The organism is Aquincola sp. J276 (assembly GCF_024700035.1).
Classification (GTDB): domain Bacteria; phylum Pseudomonadota; class Gammaproteobacteria; order Burkholderiales; family Burkholderiaceae_C; genus Aquincola; species Aquincola tertiaricarbonis.
Genome location: NZ_JAJONC010000002.1, coordinates 585,117 through 602,453, shown reverse-complemented (window position 1 = coordinate 602,453; position 17,337 = coordinate 585,117). Strand labels below are relative to the sequence as shown.

20 protein-coding genes and 1 riboswitch are annotated in these 17,337 nt (G+C 70.8%); of the genes, 18 read left to right on the top strand and 2 right to left on the bottom strand.

All coding sequences use genetic code 11. The features are described from left to right. Positions 1 to 21: 21 nt before the first annotated feature. Positions 22 to 531: a homoprotocatechuate degradation operon regulator HpaR gene (hpaR, locus tag LRS14_RS20655; protein ID WP_257800886.1), complete on the bottom strand. Its 510-nt coding sequence runs from the start codon at positions 529 to 531 to the stop codon at positions 22 to 24. Positions 532 to 589: 58 nt separating this feature from the next. Here hpaR and LRS14_RS20650 point away from each other — a divergent pair, with 58 nt between their 5' ends. The 11 genes from LRS14_RS20650 to LRS14_RS20600 all read left to right on the top strand — a co-directional run bounded on the left by LRS14_RS20650 (position 590) and on the right by LRS14_RS20600 (position 8,794). After that, positions 590 to 1,279, top strand: coding sequence for a fumarylacetoacetate hydrolase family protein (locus LRS14_RS20650; protein WP_257800885.1), 690 nt, complete (start codon positions 590 to 592; stop codon positions 1,277 to 1,279). Further along, a complete protein-coding gene (locus LRS14_RS20645; protein ID WP_257800883.1) occupies positions 1,276 to 2,043 on the top strand; it encodes a fumarylacetoacetate hydrolase family protein in 768 nt (255 codons plus the stop codon). The genes LRS14_RS20650 and LRS14_RS20645 overlap by 4 nt, the downstream gene beginning before the upstream one ends. A 29-nt stretch (positions 2,044 to 2,072) precedes the next feature. After that, complete coding sequence (hpaE, locus tag LRS14_RS20640; RefSeq protein WP_257800881.1) at positions 2,073 to 3,533, top strand: 5-carboxymethyl-2-hydroxymuconate semialdehyde dehydrogenase; 1,461 nt, start codon at positions 2,073 to 2,075, stop codon at positions 3,531 to 3,533. 20 nt (positions 3,534 to 3,553) lie between these two features. Further along, positions 3,554 to 4,471 carry a 3,4-dihydroxyphenylacetate 2,3-dioxygenase gene (gene hpaD / locus LRS14_RS20635; RefSeq protein WP_257800880.1) on the top strand — a complete coding sequence of 306 codons (918 nt, stop codon included), beginning with the start codon at positions 3,554 to 3,556 and terminating at the stop codon, positions 4,469 to 4,471. Between the two features lie 13 nt (positions 4,472 to 4,484). Beyond that, positions 4,485 to 4,913, top strand: a complete 429-nt coding sequence (locus LRS14_RS20630; protein ID WP_257800879.1) for a 5-carboxymethyl-2-hydroxymuconate Delta-isomerase — start codon at positions 4,485 to 4,487, stop codon at positions 4,911 to 4,913. A gap of 2 nt (positions 4,914 to 4,915) precedes the next feature. After that, entirely contained in the window at positions 4,916 to 5,719 is an 804-nt protein-coding gene (hpaH, locus tag LRS14_RS20625; RefSeq protein ID WP_257800878.1) for a 2-oxo-hept-4-ene-1,7-dioate hydratase, read from the top strand. A 12-nt stretch (positions 5,720 to 5,731) separates the two neighbouring features. Further along, positions 5,732 to 6,553, top strand: a complete 822-nt coding sequence (gene hpaI / locus LRS14_RS20620; protein WP_257800877.1) for a 4-hydroxy-2-oxoheptanedioate aldolase — start codon at positions 5,732 to 5,734, stop codon at positions 6,551 to 6,553. A 72-nt stretch (positions 6,554 to 6,625) separates the two neighbouring features. Beyond that, a complete protein-coding gene (locus tag LRS14_RS20615; protein ID WP_257800876.1) occupies positions 6,626 to 7,603 on the top strand; it encodes a tripartite tricarboxylate transporter substrate binding protein in 978 nt (325 codons plus the stop codon). A 66-nt stretch (positions 7,604 to 7,669) separates the two neighbouring features. Then, entirely contained in the window at positions 7,670 to 8,248 is a 579-nt protein-coding gene (locus LRS14_RS20610) for a TspO/MBR family protein (protein WP_257800875.1), read from the top strand. 52 nt (positions 8,249 to 8,300) lie between these two features. Next, entirely contained in the window at positions 8,301 to 8,645 is a 345-nt protein-coding gene (locus tag LRS14_RS20605) for a cupin domain-containing protein (RefSeq protein WP_046115106.1), read from the top strand. Between the two features lie 5 nt (positions 8,646 to 8,650). After that, positions 8,651 to 8,794 (top strand): hypothetical protein, encoded by a 144-nt coding sequence (locus tag LRS14_RS20600; protein ID WP_157039700.1) that lies wholly within the window; start codon positions 8,651 to 8,653, stop codon positions 8,792 to 8,794. Between the two features lie 53 nt (positions 8,795 to 8,847). On the opposite strand, the gene LRS14_RS20595 is transcribed toward LRS14_RS20600, so the two are convergent. Then, positions 8,848 to 9,069 (bottom strand): hypothetical protein, encoded by a 222-nt coding sequence (locus LRS14_RS20595; RefSeq protein ID WP_046115105.1) that lies wholly within the window; start codon positions 9,067 to 9,069, stop codon positions 8,848 to 8,850. A 230-nt stretch (positions 9,070 to 9,299) separates the two neighbouring features. Between LRS14_RS20595 and ctaD the strand changes: the two genes are divergently transcribed. The 7 genes from ctaD to LRS14_RS20560 all read left to right on the top strand — a co-directional run bounded on the left by ctaD (position 9,300) and on the right by LRS14_RS20560 (position 17,335). Continuing rightward, complete coding sequence (gene ctaD, locus LRS14_RS20590; RefSeq protein ID WP_404977598.1) at positions 9,300 to 10,952, top strand: cytochrome c oxidase subunit I; 1,653 nt, start codon at positions 9,300 to 9,302, stop codon at positions 10,950 to 10,952. Positions 10,953 to 10,963: 11 nt separating this feature from the next. Then, positions 10,964 to 11,464 carry a DUF2244 domain-containing protein gene (locus LRS14_RS20585; RefSeq protein ID WP_257800874.1) on the top strand — a complete coding sequence of 167 codons (501 nt, stop codon included), beginning with the start codon at positions 10,964 to 10,966 and terminating at the stop codon, positions 11,462 to 11,464. Positions 11,465 to 12,673: 1,209 nt separating this feature from the next. Continuing rightward, positions 12,674 to 12,913, top strand: a riboswitch (cobalamin riboswitch). Positions 12,914 to 13,040: 127 nt separating this feature from the next. Further along, on the top strand, positions 13,041 to 14,324 hold the full coding sequence (locus LRS14_RS20580; protein ID WP_257800873.1) for a cobyrinate a,c-diamide synthase: 1,284 nt from the start codon (positions 13,041 to 13,043) through the stop codon (positions 14,322 to 14,324). Positions 14,325 to 14,342: 18 nt separating this feature from the next. Continuing rightward, positions 14,343 to 14,978, top strand: coding sequence for an energy-coupling factor ABC transporter permease (locus tag LRS14_RS20575; protein WP_046115888.1), 636 nt, complete (start codon positions 14,343 to 14,345; stop codon positions 14,976 to 14,978). After that, complete coding sequence (cobM, locus tag LRS14_RS20570) at positions 14,975 to 15,757, top strand: precorrin-4 C(11)-methyltransferase (RefSeq protein WP_046115887.1); 783 nt, start codon at positions 14,975 to 14,977, stop codon at positions 15,755 to 15,757. Before LRS14_RS20575 ends, cobM begins: the two co-directional genes overlap by 4 nt. Then, positions 15,754 to 16,659, top strand: a complete 906-nt coding sequence (locus LRS14_RS20565; RefSeq protein ID WP_257800872.1) for a sirohydrochlorin chelatase — start codon at positions 15,754 to 15,756, stop codon at positions 16,657 to 16,659. The genes cobM and LRS14_RS20565 overlap by 4 nt, the downstream gene beginning before the upstream one ends. After that, positions 16,643 to 17,335 carry a precorrin-8X methylmutase gene (locus LRS14_RS20560; protein WP_257800871.1) on the top strand — a complete coding sequence of 231 codons (693 nt, stop codon included), beginning with the start codon at positions 16,643 to 16,645 and terminating at the stop codon, positions 17,333 to 17,335. The genes LRS14_RS20565 and LRS14_RS20560 overlap by 17 nt, the downstream gene beginning before the upstream one ends. The last annotated feature ends 2 nt before the right edge of the window (positions 17,336 to 17,337 follow it).

Here is a 17,337-nt window from a genome sequence, read left to right as displayed (position 1 = left end):
GCCTCGGTCAACGGATCGAATTCACTCCCCACCTGGCTCCGGCAGCTCCCCCAGCACCCCGATCAGCTCGTCCAGCGTTGCGTAGAAGCGGTCCATCAGCTCGCTGCCGATGTGGGCCTCGATCTCGGCATACACCGCTTCGATCTGCGGCGCCATCGTCTCGGCCAGGGCGCGGCTGCGTGCGGTCAGGCTCACCATCACGCGCCGCTGGTCGGTGGGCAGGCGCTCGCGCGCCACCAGGCCCAGCTCGTCCATCCGCGCCAGGATGCCGGCCAGGCTGGGGCTGGAGATGCGGCACACCTGCACGATCTGCCGCGGCTCCAGCGGCCCGCCTTCTTCCAGCAGCGCCTGCACGATGCGCCATTGCTGCTCGGTGATGCCATGGGCATGCAGGATGGGCCGGAAGTGCGCAAACACGCCTTCTCGCGCCTGCAGCAGCAGCAGCGGCAGGTTGCGGTGGGTGAAGACTGGCGGCGTGCCGCGCCGTGAGGGCTTGCGCTGGCTGCGCCCGCTCGTTCTTTCGGTTGACATGCTCACATCTTAGCGAATACATTGCTCACATCTTAGTGATCAAGCCGGATGCTCCGCCATGGCCCGCTGCCTGCCCGATCTGGAAGTGCCGCCCTATCGCCTCACCGGCACGGTGTACGGCGCCCTGCTGAACCACCGGGCGCAGCTGGAGGCGCTGGGGCAAGCCGCCTCGCAGCCGCCCTACAAGGCCCCGCCGCAGGCGCCGGTGCTGGCGGTTCGGCCGCGGCACATGCTGGCCGCCGATGGCGACCCGCTGGTGCTGCCCGCGGGCTTCGATGCGCTGGAGTGCGGGCCTTCGCTGGGCATCGTCATCGGCCGCGCGGCGTGCCGCGTGGCGGCATCGCAGTCTCTGTCGCATGTGGCTGGCTACCTGCTGGCCGGCGAGGTGCGGCTGCCGCTGGCCAGCCACTACCGGCCGGCAGTGCGCTTCGTCGCCCGCGACGGCTTCTGCCCACTGTCCACGCGCTTCGTGCCGGCCGCACAGGTGCCGCAGCCGGATACGCTGCAGGCCACGGTGCATGTCGATGGCGAGCGCATGCAGCTCACCCACACCGGCGACCGCCTGCGCGGCGTGGCGCAGTTGATCGCCGACGTCACCGAGTTCATGACGCTGCAGCCCGGCGACCTGCTGCTGCTGGGGGCCTCGCACGGCGCACCGCAGGCCAGGGCAGGGCAGCGCATCACGCTGGCCATCGAAGGGCTGGGCCAGCTGAGCCACACCGTGGTGACCGAGGAGGAGCTTGCATGAAGACCGCCCGTGTCGCCTACCAGGGGGCGGTGCACGCCGCCGTGCCGCATGAAGCCGGACTGCAGCTGGCCGACGGCCGCGTGCTGGCCGAGCAGCAGGTGGTGTGGCTGCCGCCTTTCGAGGTGGGCACCGTCATCGCGCTGGGCCTGAACTATGCCGACCATGTGAAGGAACTGGCCAAGGAGCTCACCGTCACCACGCAGGACGAGCCGCTGGTCTTCTTCAAGGGCCCGGGCAGCCTGCTGGGCCACCGCGGCGCCACGCGCCGGCCGGCGGGCGTGCAGTTCATGCACTATGAATGCGAGCTGGCCGTGGTCATCGGCGCCACCGCCCGCCGCGTCCGCCGTGCGGACGCCATGCGCCACGTGGCCGGCTACACCGTGTGCAACGACTACGCAGTGCGCGACTACCTCGAGAACTGGTACCGCCCCAACCTGCGCGTGAAGAACCGCGACGGCGCCACCGTGCTGGGCCCGTGGTTCGTGGAGGCGGCCGACGTGCCCGACCCGCATGCGCTGGCGCTGCGCACGCTCGTCAACGGCCGCGTTACGCAGCAGGGCTGCACCGCCGACTTCGTCAACGACATCCCGGCATTGATCGAGTACCTGAGCAGCTTCATGACGCTGCGCGCCGGCGACGTGATCCTCACCGGCACGCCCGACGGCGTGGTGAACGTGAACATGGGCGACGAGGTGGTGACCGAGATCGACGGCATCGGCCGGCTGGTCAACACCATCGTCGGCGACGACGACCACGGCCGTTGAGACCGGCCACACGACAAGGAGACCCGCGCATGCGCATCCAGCACCTGATCGACGGCCGCGCCGTCGAAGGCCGCGACTACTTTGAGACCGTCAACCCTGCCACCCAGGACGTGCTGGCCGAAGTGGCCGCTGGCGGCGAGGCCGAGGTCCACGCCGCGGTGGCCGCGGCCAAGGCCGCCTTCCCAAAGTGGGCCGGCCTGCCCGCCACCGAGCGGGCGCGGCTGATGCGCAGGCTGGGCGAGCTGATCGCCGCGGACGTGCCCGAGATCGCGCGCACCGAGACGATGGACGCCGGTCAGGTGATCTCGCAGACGGCAAAGCAGCTGATCCCGCGGGCGGCCGACAACTTCCACTACTTCGCCGAGATGTGCACGCGGGTGGACGGCCACACCTATCCCACGCCCACGCACCTGAACTACACGCTGTACCACCCGGTGGGCGTGTGCGCGCTCATCAGCCCGTGGAACGTGCCCTTCATGACGGCCACGTGGAAGGTGGCCCCGGCGCTGGCCTTCGGCAACACCGCGGTGCTGAAGATGAGCGAGCTGTCGCCGATGACGGCCGCGCGCCTGGGCGAGCTGGCGCTGGAGGCGGGCATTCCGGCCGGCGTGCTGAACGTGGTGCACGGCTATGGCCGCGAGGCCGGCGAGCCGCTGTGCCGCCACCCGGACGTGCGCGCCATCAGCTTCACCGGCTCCACTGCTACCGGCAACCGCATCGTGCAGTCCGCGGGCTTGAAGAAGTTCAGCATGGAGCTGGGCGGCAAGAGCCCCTTCGTGGTGTTCGACGATGCCGACATGGACCGCGCGCTCGACGCCGCGATCTTCATGATCTTCAGCAACAACGGCGAACGCTGCACCGCGGGCAGCCGCATCCTGGTGCAGAAGAGCGTGTATGCGCAGTTCGTCGACCGCTTTGTTGAGCGGGCACGCCGCATCACGGTGGGCGATCCGATGGACGAGAAGACGATCGTCGGCCCGATGATCAGCCCCGCGCACCTGGCCAAGGTGCGCAGCTACATCGAGCTGGGCACGCAGGAGGGCGCGACGATGCTGTGCGGCGGGCTCGAAGCGCCCGAGCTGCCGGCCGCGATGGCGCGCGGCAACTTCGTGCGGCCCACCGTGTTCGCCGACGTGCACAACCGCATGCGCATCGCGCAGGAGGAGATCTTCGGCCCGGTGGCCTGCCTGATTCCCTTCGCCGACGAAGCCGATGCGGTGGCCCAGGCCAACGACATCGCCTACGGCCTGTCGAGCTACGTGTTCACCGAGAACATCGGCCGCGCCCACCGCGTGGCGGCCGGCATCGAGGCGGGCATGTGCTTCGTCAACAGCCAGAACGTGCGCGACCTGCGCCAGCCCTTCGGCGGCACCAAGGCCAGCGGCACCGGCCGCGAGGGCGGCACCTGGAGCTACGAAGTCTTCCTGGAGCCGAAGAACGTGGCGGTATCGCTGGGTTCGCACCACATTCCGCATTGGGGCGTGGCCTGAAGCCACGGCAGGAGCACACCATGGGCAAGCTGGCATTGGCCGCCAAGATCACGCATGTGCCGTCGATGTACCTGAGCGAGATCGACGGCCCGGGCAAGGGCAGGCGGCAGGCGGCCATCGACGGCCACCACGAGATCGAGCGCCGCTGCCGGGCGCTGGGCGTGGACACCATCGTGGTGTTCGACACCCACTGGCTGGTGAACGCGGGCTACCACATCAACTGCGCGCCGCGCTTCGAGGGCGTGTACACCAGCAACGAGCTGCCGCACTTCATCAGCAACATGGCCTATGCCTACGACGGCAATGCGCCGCTGGGCCACCTGCTGGCCGAGGCTGCCAATGCCGCCGGCATCCAGGCGCTGGCGCACAGCAACACCACGCTGCCGCTGGAATACGGCACGCTGGTGCCGATGCGCTACATGAATGCGGATCGGCATTACCGGGTGGTGTCGGTCTCGGCGCTGTGCCAGGTGCACACCCTGGCCGAAAGCGCCAGGCTGGGCTGGGCCTTCCGCCGCGCGATCGAGGACCGCTACGAGGGCACGGTGGCGATGCTGGCCAGCGGATCACTCTCCCACCGTTTCGCGCAGAACGGCACCGCCGACGACTTCCGCGACCGCATGTGGAGCCCCTTCCTGGAGCGGCTGGACCACGGCGTGGTCGACATGTGGCAGCGCGGCGAATGGGCCGACTTCTGCGACATGCTGCCCGAGTACGCCGCCAAGGGCCATGGCGAAGGCTTCATGCACGACACCGCGATGCTGCTGGGCGCCCTCGGCTGGAACCACTACGCCGGCCAGGTGGAGGTGGTGACGCCGTTCTTCCCCAGCTCGGGCACCGGCCAAATCAATGCCCTGTTCCCGGTGCAGCCGATGCCGGCCGACCTGCGCGGCATCGGCGAGCCGCGCCACCGCGCGCTGGCCGCGCCGCGGCTTTGAAGGGGCGCCCGCCATGCCGCACATCGTGGTGCTGTACACCGCCAACCTCGACCAAGCCGCGCCCACCACCGGCGCCTCGGCCGACATCGGCCGCCTGTGCCGCAGCCTGGCCGACGCGCTGCTGACGGTGCGCGACGAAGCCGGCGCGCAGGTCTTCCCCACCGGCGGCGTGCGGGTGCTGGCCTATCCGACCGCGCACTTCGCGGTGGCCGATGGCAGCGTGGCCGATGCCGGCTTCGTCTACATCACGCTGCGCATGGCCCGCGGCCGCAGCGCGGCGGTGCAGCAGGCCACCGGCGCGGCGCTGCAGGCGGCCACCGCGGCGCACTTCGGGCCGCTGCTGGCCGAGCGCCGCTTCGGACTGACGCTGCAGATCGACGAAGGCCCCGAGGTGTTCGACGCCAAGCTGGGCAACCTCCATCCCCTGTTTGCAAGGCCCTGACCATGCTGCCCCCCGACACCACGCAAGCCCTGGCCCGCGAGCTCTTCGAAGCCCGCCGTGAGCGCCGCCAGCTGCGCCACTTCTCGCAGCGCCATCCGCAGATGACGGTGGACGACGGCTATGCCATCCAGCGCGAATGGGTGAAGCTGGAACAGGCTGAGGGCCGCGCGATCAAGGGCCGCAAGATCGGCCTGACCTCGCGTGCGATGCAGCTGTCCAGCCAGATCACCGAGCCCGACTACGCGCCGCTGATGGACGACATGTTCTTCGAGCAGGGCAGCGACATCCCTTTCAACCGCTTCATCGCGCCGCGGGTGGAGGTGGAGCTGGCTTTCGTGCTCGGCCGGCCGCTGGCCGGGCCCGGCGTCACGCTGTTCGACGTGCTGGCCGCCACCGAGTACGTGTGCCCCGCGCTGGAGATCATCGACGCCCGCATCGAGCAGTTCGACCGCGAGACCAAGGCGCCGCGCAAGGTGTTCGACACCATCTCCGACTTCGCGGCCAATGCCGGCATCGTGCTCGGCGGCCGGCCGGTGCGGCCGGATGCGGTGGACCTGCGCTGGGTGGGCGCAATGCTGTTCAAGAACGGCGTGATCGAGGAAACCGGCCTGGCCGCCGGCGTGCTGAACCACCCGGCCACCGGCGTGGCCTGGCTGGCCAACAAGATCGCGCCGCACGACGAGCGCCTGAACGCCGGCGACGTGGTGCTGGCCGGCAGCTTCACACGGCCCACGCCGGCGGTGGCGGGCGACAGCCTGCATGCCGACTATGGTCCGCTGGGCACCGTCAGCTTCCGTTTCGCCTGAGCGGACCGCCCGATGCAGATCCCGCGCAATACCTTCCGCGATGCGCTGGCCGCCGGCCGGCCGCAGATCGGCCTGTGGGTGGGCCTGGCCGACGCCAATGCCGCCGAGGCCCTGGCTGCCACCGGCTTCGACTGGCTGCTGTTCGACGGCGAGCATGCGCCCAACGATCCGCGCAGCGTGCTCGCGCAGTTGCGCGCCGCAGCGCCGTATCCGGTGCATCCGGTGGTGCGGCCGGTGCAGGCCGACGTCGCGCTGGTCAAGCAGTACCTGGACATCGGCGCGCAGACGCTGCTGCTGCCGATGATCGACACGCCCGAGCAGGCCGCGCTGATGGTGCGCGCGATGCGTTACGCGCCGGCCGGCATCCGCGGCATGGGCGCCGCGCTGGCGCGGGCTTCGCGCTGGAACCAGGTGGACGACTACATCGCCCAGGCCGATGCGCAGATGTGCCTGCTGGTGCAGGCCGAGACGGTGCAGGCGATGCAGCAGCTGCCGGCCATCGCCGCGGTGCCGGGCGTGGACGGCGTGTTCTTCGGCCCGGCCGACCTGTCGGCCTCGATGGGCTACCGCGGCCAGCCCGGCCACCCCGAGGTGCAGCGCGCGCTGCTCGACGGCATCGCCACCGTGCGTGCCGCGGGCAAGGCGCCGGGCGTGCTGGCGGCCGACCCGGCGCTGGCGCAGCAGTACCTCGATGCGGGTGCGCTGTTCGTGGCGGTGGGCGTGGACACCACGCTGCTGGTGCGCGCGGCCACCGCGCTGTGCCGGCGCTTCAAGCCGCCGGATGCCGCTGCGGCGCCGGCTTCCCGCGCCGGCGCCGCCACCAGCGCCTATTGAGTCACCCGTTGTTCCTGCCAGGCGGCCGGCACAGGCTGCCGGCCCCGTCACGCCCTTTGCATTGGAGACACCATGACCGCATTCTTCCTGCACCGCCGCCACCTGCTGGCCCTGGCCGCCACGCTGCTTGCCGGCCCCCGGCCCAGCCTTGCCCAAGGCAACAAGCCGATCGAATGGGTGGTGGGCATGGCGCCGGGCGGCGGCTCCGACATCGTGGCCCGCACCGTGGCCGAGGCGATGGGAAAGATCCTCGGCCAGACCATCATCGTCAACAACAAGCCGGGCGCCGGCACCAACATCGCGGCCGACTACGTGGCCAAGTCGCGCGACCCCGACCATGTGCTGTTGACGGGCGACTTCGCCACGCTGGCCAGCAACCCCTGGCTGTACGGCAAGCTGCCCTACAACGCCGAGAAGGACCTGGGCAGCGTGGGCATGCTGGTGCGGTTCCCGCTGATCGCGGTGGTCGCGCCGGACCATCCGGCCAGGTCGTTCAAGGAGCTGGTGGCCTGGCTCAAGGCGCAGCCCAACGAGGTGGCCTATGCCTCGCCCGGCGCGGGCACGCCGCACCACCTGGCCACCGAGGCGCTGCTGCGCCGGCTGGGCCTCAAGGGCAGCCATGTGCCGTACCGCGGCGCCGCGCCGGCGCTGCAGGACGTGATGGGCAGCCGCGTGCCCTGGATGCTGGTGGAGTCGGCCGGCGGCATGCCGCTGATCACCGGCGGCAAGCTGCGGGCGCTGGCGGTGGGCACCGCCCAGCGCATGAAGACGCTGCCCGAGGTGCCCACGCTGCAGGAGCAGGGTGTCGCGGGTTTCGAGGCCTTCGCCTGGCAGGGGCTCTCGGTGCCCGCCGGCGCTTCCCCCGCCAACGTGGCGCGGCTGAGCAAGGCCCTGGCCGAGGCGCTGGACAGCACCTTCGTCAAGGCCCGGTTCCAGGCGCTGGGCGTGGAGGCGATGCCGGGCACGCCCGACGACATGAACCGCTTCGCCCGCAGCGAGCGGGAGCGCTGGGGCGCCTTGATCCGCGACTTGCAGCTGAAGCTCGACTGATCTCCCGCCCGCACCACCCGACCGCAGGCGCCGTGCCCCGTGCCGGCACGGTGATTGCCGCTTGCGGTGCATGACACCGGCCCCGCATCGCGCCTTTGCCAGCAGCTCGCGGCTGACGCTGCCCAACCTGCATCGGGGGAGCCCTGGCCGCCGCTGGCGGCCGCGGCCCTGGCCAGCGGGGCGCTGCTGCTGCCGGTGGCGGCAGGCTGGGCCTTCGGGCCGCAGCGTCCGGCGGCCTTCGTCTGGTATGCCACGCTGCGCATGCCGCGGTGGAAGCCGCCGGACCCGGTCATTCCCGCGGCCTGGACCTTGATCGACTGCGGCCTGGCCGTGGCCGCCTATCGGCTGCTGCGCGCCCCGGGCGGACCCGGCCTGCCGCAGCAGCAGGCCCGGCACGAGGCACTGGCCTGGCTGGCGCTCAATGTCTCGTTGATCGGCGGCTGGAGCGCGGTGTTCTTCGGCGCCCGCCACCTGCCGGCCAGCTTGCTGGTGGCCGCGGCCATGGTGGGCACCGGCAGCGCCGCGGTACGCGCCGCCGCCCGGGTGGACGGCGTGGCCGCACGTGCCACCCTGCCTTTCGTCGGCTGGGTGGGCTTCGCCACCGCGCTCACTGCCGCCATCTGGTGGCTCAACCGCAGGCGCTGATGCCGTCGGCGCCCGGCCTCTTCTTCGTCATCCCACAGGAGTAACGCAGCCCATGGCCCTGCCGCATGCCCAACCCGTCGAACCCGTGGACGTGCGCCCGCTGGGCGACCGCCTGGCCAGCGAGCGCAACACCGCGCTGTTCAAGTCCGAGGACCTGGAGGTGATCCGCCTGGTGCTGCCCACCGGCGAAGGCGTGCCGCCGCACCAGGTGGCCGGCGAAGCCACGCTGCAGTGCCTGGAAGGCCGGCTGCGGGTGGACGCCCAGGGCCAGCAACAGGTGCTGGAGGCCGGCCAGCTGCTGTACGTGCCGGGCGGCATGCCCTACGCCATCACCGCCCTCAGCCCGGCGTCGGCGCTGCTCACCATTGCGCTCAAGCCGCCTTCGAAGAAGGAGTGACCCGCATGCAGCCCCACCGCCCCGACGAGCGCCCGGCCCGCCACGGTCCGCGGCAGGAAAAGCGCCTGCGCCAGTGGGAGCACCGGCCGGAGCCGGCCCGCCCGCTGTTCCCCGAGCCCGATCCGCCGATCTACAAGCCGATGGGCTGAGCCAGCACGGCGGCCGCACCTGGGCGGCTGACGCCGCCGTCCGGCGCGTGGCGTCACACCCGGACCACCACCGGCGCGGCGTACTCGCGGCCCACCAGCGACAGCACGCGGTGGTAGCTGGCGCGGGCCGCCTCGCTCAGCGCCGCGTCGTCCACGGTGCCCACGGCGTCGCAGGGGAAGGAAAAGCGCCGGCCCGGATCGGTCAGCGACTCGAAGCGCAGTTCGTAGCCGACCGGCCCTTCGCCGGTGGGCGGGTCGGAATGCAAGGTGTTCATGGTCCATCCACTTCAGTCGGGCACCGGCAGGAGCTGCCGCAGGATCCCCGTTGCCCCAGAACGTGGCAACGGCCATGCCGGCTGACCGCCGCAGGTTTTGCCGCATGCGGTGGCCGCCCGCGGCGTGCGTCGGCGTGCGCTGCGCGGCGATGCGATGCCGCCTCCGGCACCTGCCTTGCCGTCAGCGCCCGGGCCCCATGGGGAGGGGCGACATGCGAAGGAGCGTCGAAATGAGCACGGTCTTGTATCCACCCGCCGATGCCGGCGGCACCACGCACGGCACGCCGCACGGCGAAGTGCACGACGAGCACCACGAGATGCCGCATGGCTGGCGGCGCTGGCTGTTCGCCACCAACCACAAGGACATCGGCACGCTCTACCTGCTGTTCTCGTTCACCATGTTCATGGTGGGCGGGGTGCTGGCGCTGCTGATACGGGCCGAGCTGTTCCAGCCCGGGCTGCAGTTCTTCAACCCGGAGCTGTACAACCAGTTCGTCACCATGCACGGCGTGATCATGGTGTTCGGCGCCATCATGCCGGCCTTCGTCGGCTTCGCGAACTGGATGCTGCCGCTGCAGATCGGCGCCAGCGACATGGCCTTCGCCCGCATGAACAACTTCAGCTTCTGGCTGATGGTGCCGGCGGCCGTGCTGCTGGTCATCAGCTTCTTCGTGCCGGGCGGCGCGCCCGCGGCAGGCTGGACGCTGTACCCACCGCTGACGCTGCAGATGCCGGCCAGCATGGACATGGCCATCTTCGCGCTGCACCTGCTGGGCATGAGCTCCATCATGGGCTCGATCAACATCATCGTCACCCTGCTGAACATGCGCGCGCCGGGCATGACGCTGCTGAAGATGCCGCTGTTCTGCTGGGGCTGGCTCATCACCGCCTACCTGCTGATCGCGGTGATGCCGGTGCTGGCAGGCGCCATCACGATGACGCTGACCGACCGGCACTTCGGCACCAGCTTCTTCAACCCGTCGGGCGGCGGCGACCCGGTGCTGTACCAGCATGTGTTCTGGTTCTTCGGGCACCCCGAGGTGTACATCATGATCCTGCCGGCCTTCGGCATCATCAGCCAGGTGGTGCCGGCCTTCGCCCGCAAGCGCATCTTCGGCTACACCTCGATGGTGTATGCGCTCGGCGCCATCGGCATCCTGTCGTTCATCGTGTGGGCGCACCACATGTTCGCCACCGGCATGCCGGTGACGGGGCAGCTGTTCTTCATGTACGCGACGATGCTGGTGTCGGTGCCCACCGGCGTGAAGGTGTTCAACTGGATCGCCACCATGTGGCGCGGCTCCATGACCTTCGAGACGCCGATGCTTTTCGCGGTGGGCTTCATCTTCGTGTTCACCATCGGCGGGCTCACCGGCGTCATCCTGTCCACTGCGCCGGTGGACATCCAGGTGCACGACACCTACTACGTCATCGCGCATTTCCACTACGTGCTGGTGGCCGGCTCGCTGTTCGCGATGTTCTCCGGCTTCTACTACTGGTCGCCCAAGTGGACCGGCGTGATGTACGACGAGCGGCGCGGCCAGATCCACTTCTGGGTCTCGATCATCAGCTTCAACATCACCTTCTTCCCGATGCACTTCCTGGGGCTGGCGGGCATGCCGCGGCGCTATGCCGACTATCCGATGCAGTTCGCCGACTTCAACGCCATCGCCTCGGTGGGCTCCTTCGTGTTCGGGCTGGCGCAGGTGTACTTCCTGCTGTTCGTGGTGATCCCGGTGATGCGCAAGCGCGGCGCCCGTGCGTCGCAGCGGCCCTGGGAAGGCGCGGCGGGGCTGGAGTGGGAAGTGCCGTCGCCAGCGCCGTTCCACACCTTCGAGACGCCGCCCAAGCTGGACGCCACGGCCTCCCACGTCACCGGCTGAGGGAGGCGGCCATGCAGTGGGTGCTGAGGCGCAACTGCTCGCTCACGCCGCGGCAGGTGGCCACCTCGTTCGCGGCGGTGGCCGGCTTCACGCTGGCGCTGGGCGCAGTGTTCAGCTGGATGGGCTATCCGCTGGTGATGGCCTTCGTGCTGCTGGAGATCACCGCCCTGGCCGCTGCGCTGCTGGCCTATGCACGCTGCGCCGGCGACCGCGACATCCTGTCCATCGAAGGCGAACAGCTGGTGGTCGAACAATGGCATGCCGCCCGCGTGCAGCGCACCGTGCTGCCCGTGGCCTGGGTGCGTGTCAGCCCGGCCGAAGCACCCGCGGTGGGGCTGCAGCTGGCAGCAGGCGGCGTCTCGGTGGCCGTCGGGCGGCATGTCACGCCGCGCCAGCGCGAGCGGCTGCTGCAGGAGTTGCGGCAGGTGTTGCGGGGGCGGGCTTTGGCTGGTTCGTTCGAAGTGGGGCGCAGCGGTGTCGTGCAGGAGGGGCGCTTGATACCACTGCCGTAGGTGCTGTTCTTGTTCGGCCGCTGCGCGGGGGGCGGTGCTCGCAAAGCTCATGTATTCATTGTTCGGCCGTTGTAGAGGCCGAAGGTTCTGTTCTTGTTCGGCCGCCACGCGGGGGCGATGCCCGGCGGGGCTCATGCTGGGGTGGTCCGGCCCTGCGGGCCGGACTTCGCTGCGGTGCTCGCGCCGAGGTCGCGCGGCCCAACTCGCTACGTTCACTGCGTTCACTGCGCTCGGACAGCGGCCGCGAGTCAGTTCACGAAGCGCGCTGCGCGCGCCGACCTCGGCACTGCGCTCCTCGCCACCCCACAAATCGCCCCACCGGGCACCGCCCCCGCGCGGCTGTGCTCTGCTGTGGGGAAAGCTGCTGCAACGGCCTCGCTGGCGAGCATGCTCTGCCGCGCCAAGGCCGACGGCGCCAGCGCAGCACATTCGTCGCAAACCGTGGCGCCGTGCCAGGGCACCTCCATGCGCAGCACCACCGCTCCGACATTTGCGCAGGGCCGTGCGGGCCGGCTCGGGGGCGCATGTGGAGCGCCGACCAGCGCAGCGCCGGTGGCCGCGCGCGCAGCGCGCCTCGTGAACTGACTTGCGGCCGACTGTTTGAGCCGCAGTGAGCGAAGCTTACGGAGGCGAGTTGGGCCGCGGGCCACCGGCGTGAGCAGCGCAGGGCAGTTCGCGCGAAGCGCGAACCGCGGAAGCTAAGCCCCCGGGCCGGCCCGCACGGCCCTGCGCAAACAGCACAACACCAGCAAGTCGCCACCCCGCAAACAGCGCCGCTCAAAGGCCGACGGCGCCAGCGCAGCACGTCCATAGCAGACGGTGCCGCCGTGCCAGGGCACCTTAATGCACAGCACCACCGCTGCGACATTTGCGCAGGGCCGTGCGGGCCGGCCCGGGGGCGCATGTGGAGCGCCGAGCAGCGCAGCGCCGGTGGCCGCGCGCGCAGCGCTTCGTGAACTGACTTGCGGCCGACTGTTTGAGCCGCAGCTCGCGTAGCGAGCGGAGGTGAGTTGGGCCGCGGGCCACCGGCGCGAGCAGCGCAGGGCAGTCGGCGCAACGCGCCGACCGCGGAAGCTAAGCCCCCGGGCCGGCCCGCACGGCCCAGCGCAAACCGCCCACACCACGCAGGTCACCACCACCTTGTCTAGACAAGCGCAGAACCACGACTCCCACCAAACCAGCGCACGCTTCCACAACCAGCCACACCTCGTTATAGTGCGCCCCGTTGGTGCTCGCACCGGCCCTCCGGCTGGTGCAGTGAAACTGGGAATCAGGAAGAGACGTTCCAACGGAACCGATCCAACCTGAGCTGCCCCCGCAACGGTAAGTGGATGGCGCGTGGCAACACGCGCCGGCTCGTGCAACACACCCACTGGGCTTGAGACGCCTGGGAAGGGTGCCCGAGGACATCCACCAGCCCGGAGACCGGCCAACAGGGTGGGTGCATCGCGCGCTGCAAGGCGCGCGGCGCAACCTGTGTCGGCAACCTGCGGGGAGGCAGGAGGCCGGTGGTGTCCGTCGTCCGTCGTCCCCTGCCATGCTTCCGTTCCAGGAGCGCCCTGCGCGCTGTCCTGCGATGCTCATTGCCGCGCCCGCCTCGGGCCAAGGCAAGACGAGCGTCACCGCCGCCCTGGCGCGCCTGCACACCCGTGCGGGCCGCCGCGTGAGGGTGTTCAAGACCGGGCCCGACTTCCTCGACCCGATGGTGCTGGCACATGCCTGCGGCCACGCGGTGCAGCAGCTCGACCTGTGGATGGGCGGCCAGGCCCATTGCCAGGCCCTGCTGCACGAGGCGGCACGAACCGCCGACCTGATCCTTGTCGAAGGCGTGATGGGCCTGCACGACGGCGACCCGTCCAGCGCCGACCTGGCGCTGCGCTTCGGCCTGCCGGTGCTGGCCGTGATCGACGGCAGCGCGATGGCGCAGACCTTCGGCGCGCTGGCGCTGGGCCTGGCGCAGTACCGGCCGGGCCTGCAGTTCGCCGGCGTAGTCGCCAACCGCGTGGCTGGCGAGGGCCATGCCCGGCTGCTGCGCGACAGCCTGCCGCCGCACCTGGCCTGGTGGGGCGCGCTGCCGCGCGACGAGGCGATGGCGCTGCCCGAGCGCCACCTGGGCCTGGTGCCCGCAGCGGAGCTGGCCGATCTGGAAGCCCGCATCGAGCGCGCCGCCGATGCGCTGGCCGCCGGCAGCGACGTGGCCGCGCTGCTGCCGCCGGCCGTCGACTTCGCGCCGCCCTCCGGCCACTCGCCTGGACGAGCGGACGCAGCGCTGCAGGGGCTGCGCATCGCCATCGCCCGCGACGCCGCCTTCTGCTTCCTGTATCCCGCCAACCTCGACCTGCTGCGCGCGGCCGGGGCCGAGCTGCACTTCTTCTCGCCGCTGGCCGACACCGCGCTGCCGCCCTGCGATGCCGTCTGGCTACCCGGCGGTTACCCGGAGCTGCACCTGGACGCGCTGGCCACCAACACGCCGATGCACCGCGCGCTGCGCGACCACCATGCCGCCGGCCGCCCGCTGCTGGCCGAATGCGGCGGCCTGCTGTACCTGCTCGACGGCCTGGCCGACGTGCACGGCCGCCGCCAGCCGATGGCCGGCCTGCTGCCCGGCGAGGCGGCGATGCAGCCGCGGCTGGCGGCCATCGGCCTGCACGAAGCCGCCTTGCCCGAAGGCACGCTGCGCGGGCACAGCTTCCATTACTCGCGCCTGGCCACGCCGATGGCGCCGCTGCTGCACACGCGCCCGGCACGCACCGGCCGCCGTGGAGAGGCGGTGTACCGCCAGGGCCGGCTCACGGCCAGCTACTTCCACGCCTATTTCCCTTCCAACCCCGTGGCGGCCTGCGCGCTGCTGCGCCCTTGACCCACCGCAGGAGCAACCATGCACATCGAACCCGGCCTGCTGGCCACCCCCAAGCTGATGGCCGCCAACCTGGCCGCGGTGGCGCTGATGGCCGCCCATGCACCCGCCTGGCTCAAGCAGCCGAAGCTGTGGCTGCGCACCGTGCTGGCCGCGCTGTTCTTCACCGTGTTCATGCAGTCCTTCCACCGGCCGGTGGGGCCTTCGGAGCTGCACTTCATCGGCGCGATGCCCATCTACCTGACGCTGGGTTTCCTGCCCACGCTGTTCGGCTTCGCGGCCGGGCTGCTGCTGCAGGGCCTGGTGTTCGAGCCGCAGGACCTGTTGCACCTGTCGGTCAACTTCCTGTCGCTGTCGGTGCCGCTGGCGGTGCTGCACCACACGCTGGGCCAGCGCCGGTCCGGCGGCGCGCTGTCGGTGGGCCGCATCCTGAAGCTGGACGCGGTGTACTACACCGGCGTCACGGTGATGGTGGGCTTCTGGCTGGCCATCGGCAACGACGCGACGGCACTGGCCGACTGGGGCCTGTTCGCCGCTTCCTACCTGGCCATCGTCGCGCTGGAGCCGCTGTTCACCGTGCTGGTGGTCAAGGGCGTGCGGACCTTGCAGCCGCAGCGCTGGGCGCGTCTGTGCTTCGATGAGCGGCTCACCGCATGACGATGGGCACGGTCTGGTTCGTCGGCGCCGGCCCGGGTGATCCGGAGCTGATCACCGTCAAGGGCCGCGGCCTGATCGAGCGGGCCGGGGCCATCCTCTACGCCGGCTCGCTGGTGGACGAGGCCGCCACGCGCTGGGCCCCACCGGGCTGCGTGATCGCCGACAGCAAGGGCATGACGCTGGACGAGATGTCGGCCTGGCTGTTGGCGCAGGCCGCCCGCTGCGAGACGGTGCTGCGACTGCAGACCGGCGACCCCGCGCTGTACGGCACGCTGATCGAGCTGGTGCAGCCCCTGGATGTCGCCGGCGTGCCCATCGGCGTGGTGCCGGGCGTGTCGTCGGCCATGGCCTCGGCCGCCGCGGCGGTGGAGAGCTTCACGCTGCCCGAGGTGACGCAGACCACCATCTTCACCCGCGTGGCCGGCCGCACGCCCATGCCCGAAGGCGAAGACCTGGCGGCGCTGGCCGCCCACCGCTGCACGCTGTGCATCTTCCTGTCGATCACGCTGCTGCACCGGGTGGAAGCCGGCCTGCGCGCCGCCGGCTGGGCCGAGGACGCGCCGGTGCTGGTGGTGCACAAGGCCAGCTGGCCGGGCGAGGAACGCATCGTGCGCGGCACGCTGGCCACCTTCAAGCAGCTGTGCCGCCAGGCCGGCATCGTCAGCCAGGCCATGGTGATCGCCAGCCCCACGCTGGGCGCGCGCCAGTGGCCCCAGCTCACCAAGTCGCGGCTGTACGACGCCGCCTTCACCCACCGCTTCCGGCAGGCCAGCGCATGAAACACCTCGCACCCGACGACACCACCACCGTGCTGCTCATCGGCCACGGCTCCCGCGAAGACAGCGGCAATGTGGAGATCCGCCAGTTCACCGATCAGTGGCGCCAGCGCTGCCCCGGCTGGCGCATCGAGCTGTGCTTCATCGAATTCGCCGCCCCCGGCCTGCACGACGGCCTGCTGGCTGCGGCCCGCGGTGCGCGGCGCGTGCTGGTGCTGCCGCTGATCCTCAATGCCGCCGGCCACGTGAAGATGGAAATCCCCGAGGCCATCGAGCATGCCCGCGCGCACCTGCCGGGCGTCGAGTTCCTCTACGGCCCGCACCTGACCGCCTGCGACCCCATCCTCGCCATCCTGCAGCGGCGGCTGCGCCGCGCGATGCAGGCGCTGGACATGCCCGACCCCACCACCACCGGCGTGGTGCTGCTGGGCCGCGGCTCGTCCGACCGCGGCGCCAACGGCGACATGGCGAAGATGGCGCGCTGGCTGTTCGAGCAGGCCGACCATGAACTGGTGGACCTGGCCTTCACCGGCATCGCCTGGCCGCGGCTGGAGCGGGTGGTGCAGCGCCAGGCGCTGCTGGGCATGCGGCAGGTGGTGGTGCTGCCGTACTACCTCTACACCGGCACGCTGATGGAGCGCATCCACCGCCAGGTGGCGCACCTGCAGCAGCAGTATCCGCAGCTGCGCCTGCACTGCGGCACGCACTTCGGCTTCGAGCCCGAAATCTTCGGCCTCCTGGAGCAGCGCGTGGCCGACCTGCTGGCCGGCGTGCCCGACAGCAAGCTGCCCTGCGACGGCTGCCGCTTCCGCGAGATCGCGCACGACGCGGGGCATGGGCATTCGCATGGCCATGCCCACGAGCACACGCACACGCACACGCACATCCATGCCGTGGCTGCTTGACATCATGCGCAGCCAGGCCAACACCGTCACCGAGCAGCTCACCGCCGCCGGCCAGGCGATCGAGCACGACAGCTTCGCCATCATCGACGCCGAGGTCGGCCCGCATGCCTATACAAGCGAGCAGTGGCCGGTGGTGCGGCGGATGATCCATGCCAATGCCGACTTCGACTTCAACGGCCTGACCGCCTTCCACCCGCAGGGGGTCGCTGCCGGCATCGCCGCGATCCGCCGCGGCGGCACGCCGGTGGTGGCCGACGTGGAGATGATCTGCTCCGGCCTGTCGAAGCCGCGGCTGGCGCACTTCGGCATGGCGGCGCACCACTTCATCGGCGATGCCGACGTCATCGCCCAGGCCCAGGCCGAGAACACCACGCGCGCGGTGCAGGCCATGCGCAAGGCCTGGCGGCAGGGCCTGCTGCAGGGCGCGGTGGTGGCCATCGGCAATGCGCCGACCGCGCTGCTGGAAGTCGTGCGGCTCATCCGCGAGGAAGGCCTGCGGCCGGCGCTGGTGGTGGGCATGCCGGTCGGCTTCGTGTCGGCGGCCGAATCGAAGGCGGCGATGGCCGAGCTGGCCGAGGTGCCGTGGATCGTGATCCGCGGGCGCAAGGGCGGCTCCACGCTGGTGGTGGCGGCGCTGCATGCGCTGCTGTCGCTGGCCGAGGCGCAGCGCGCGTGACG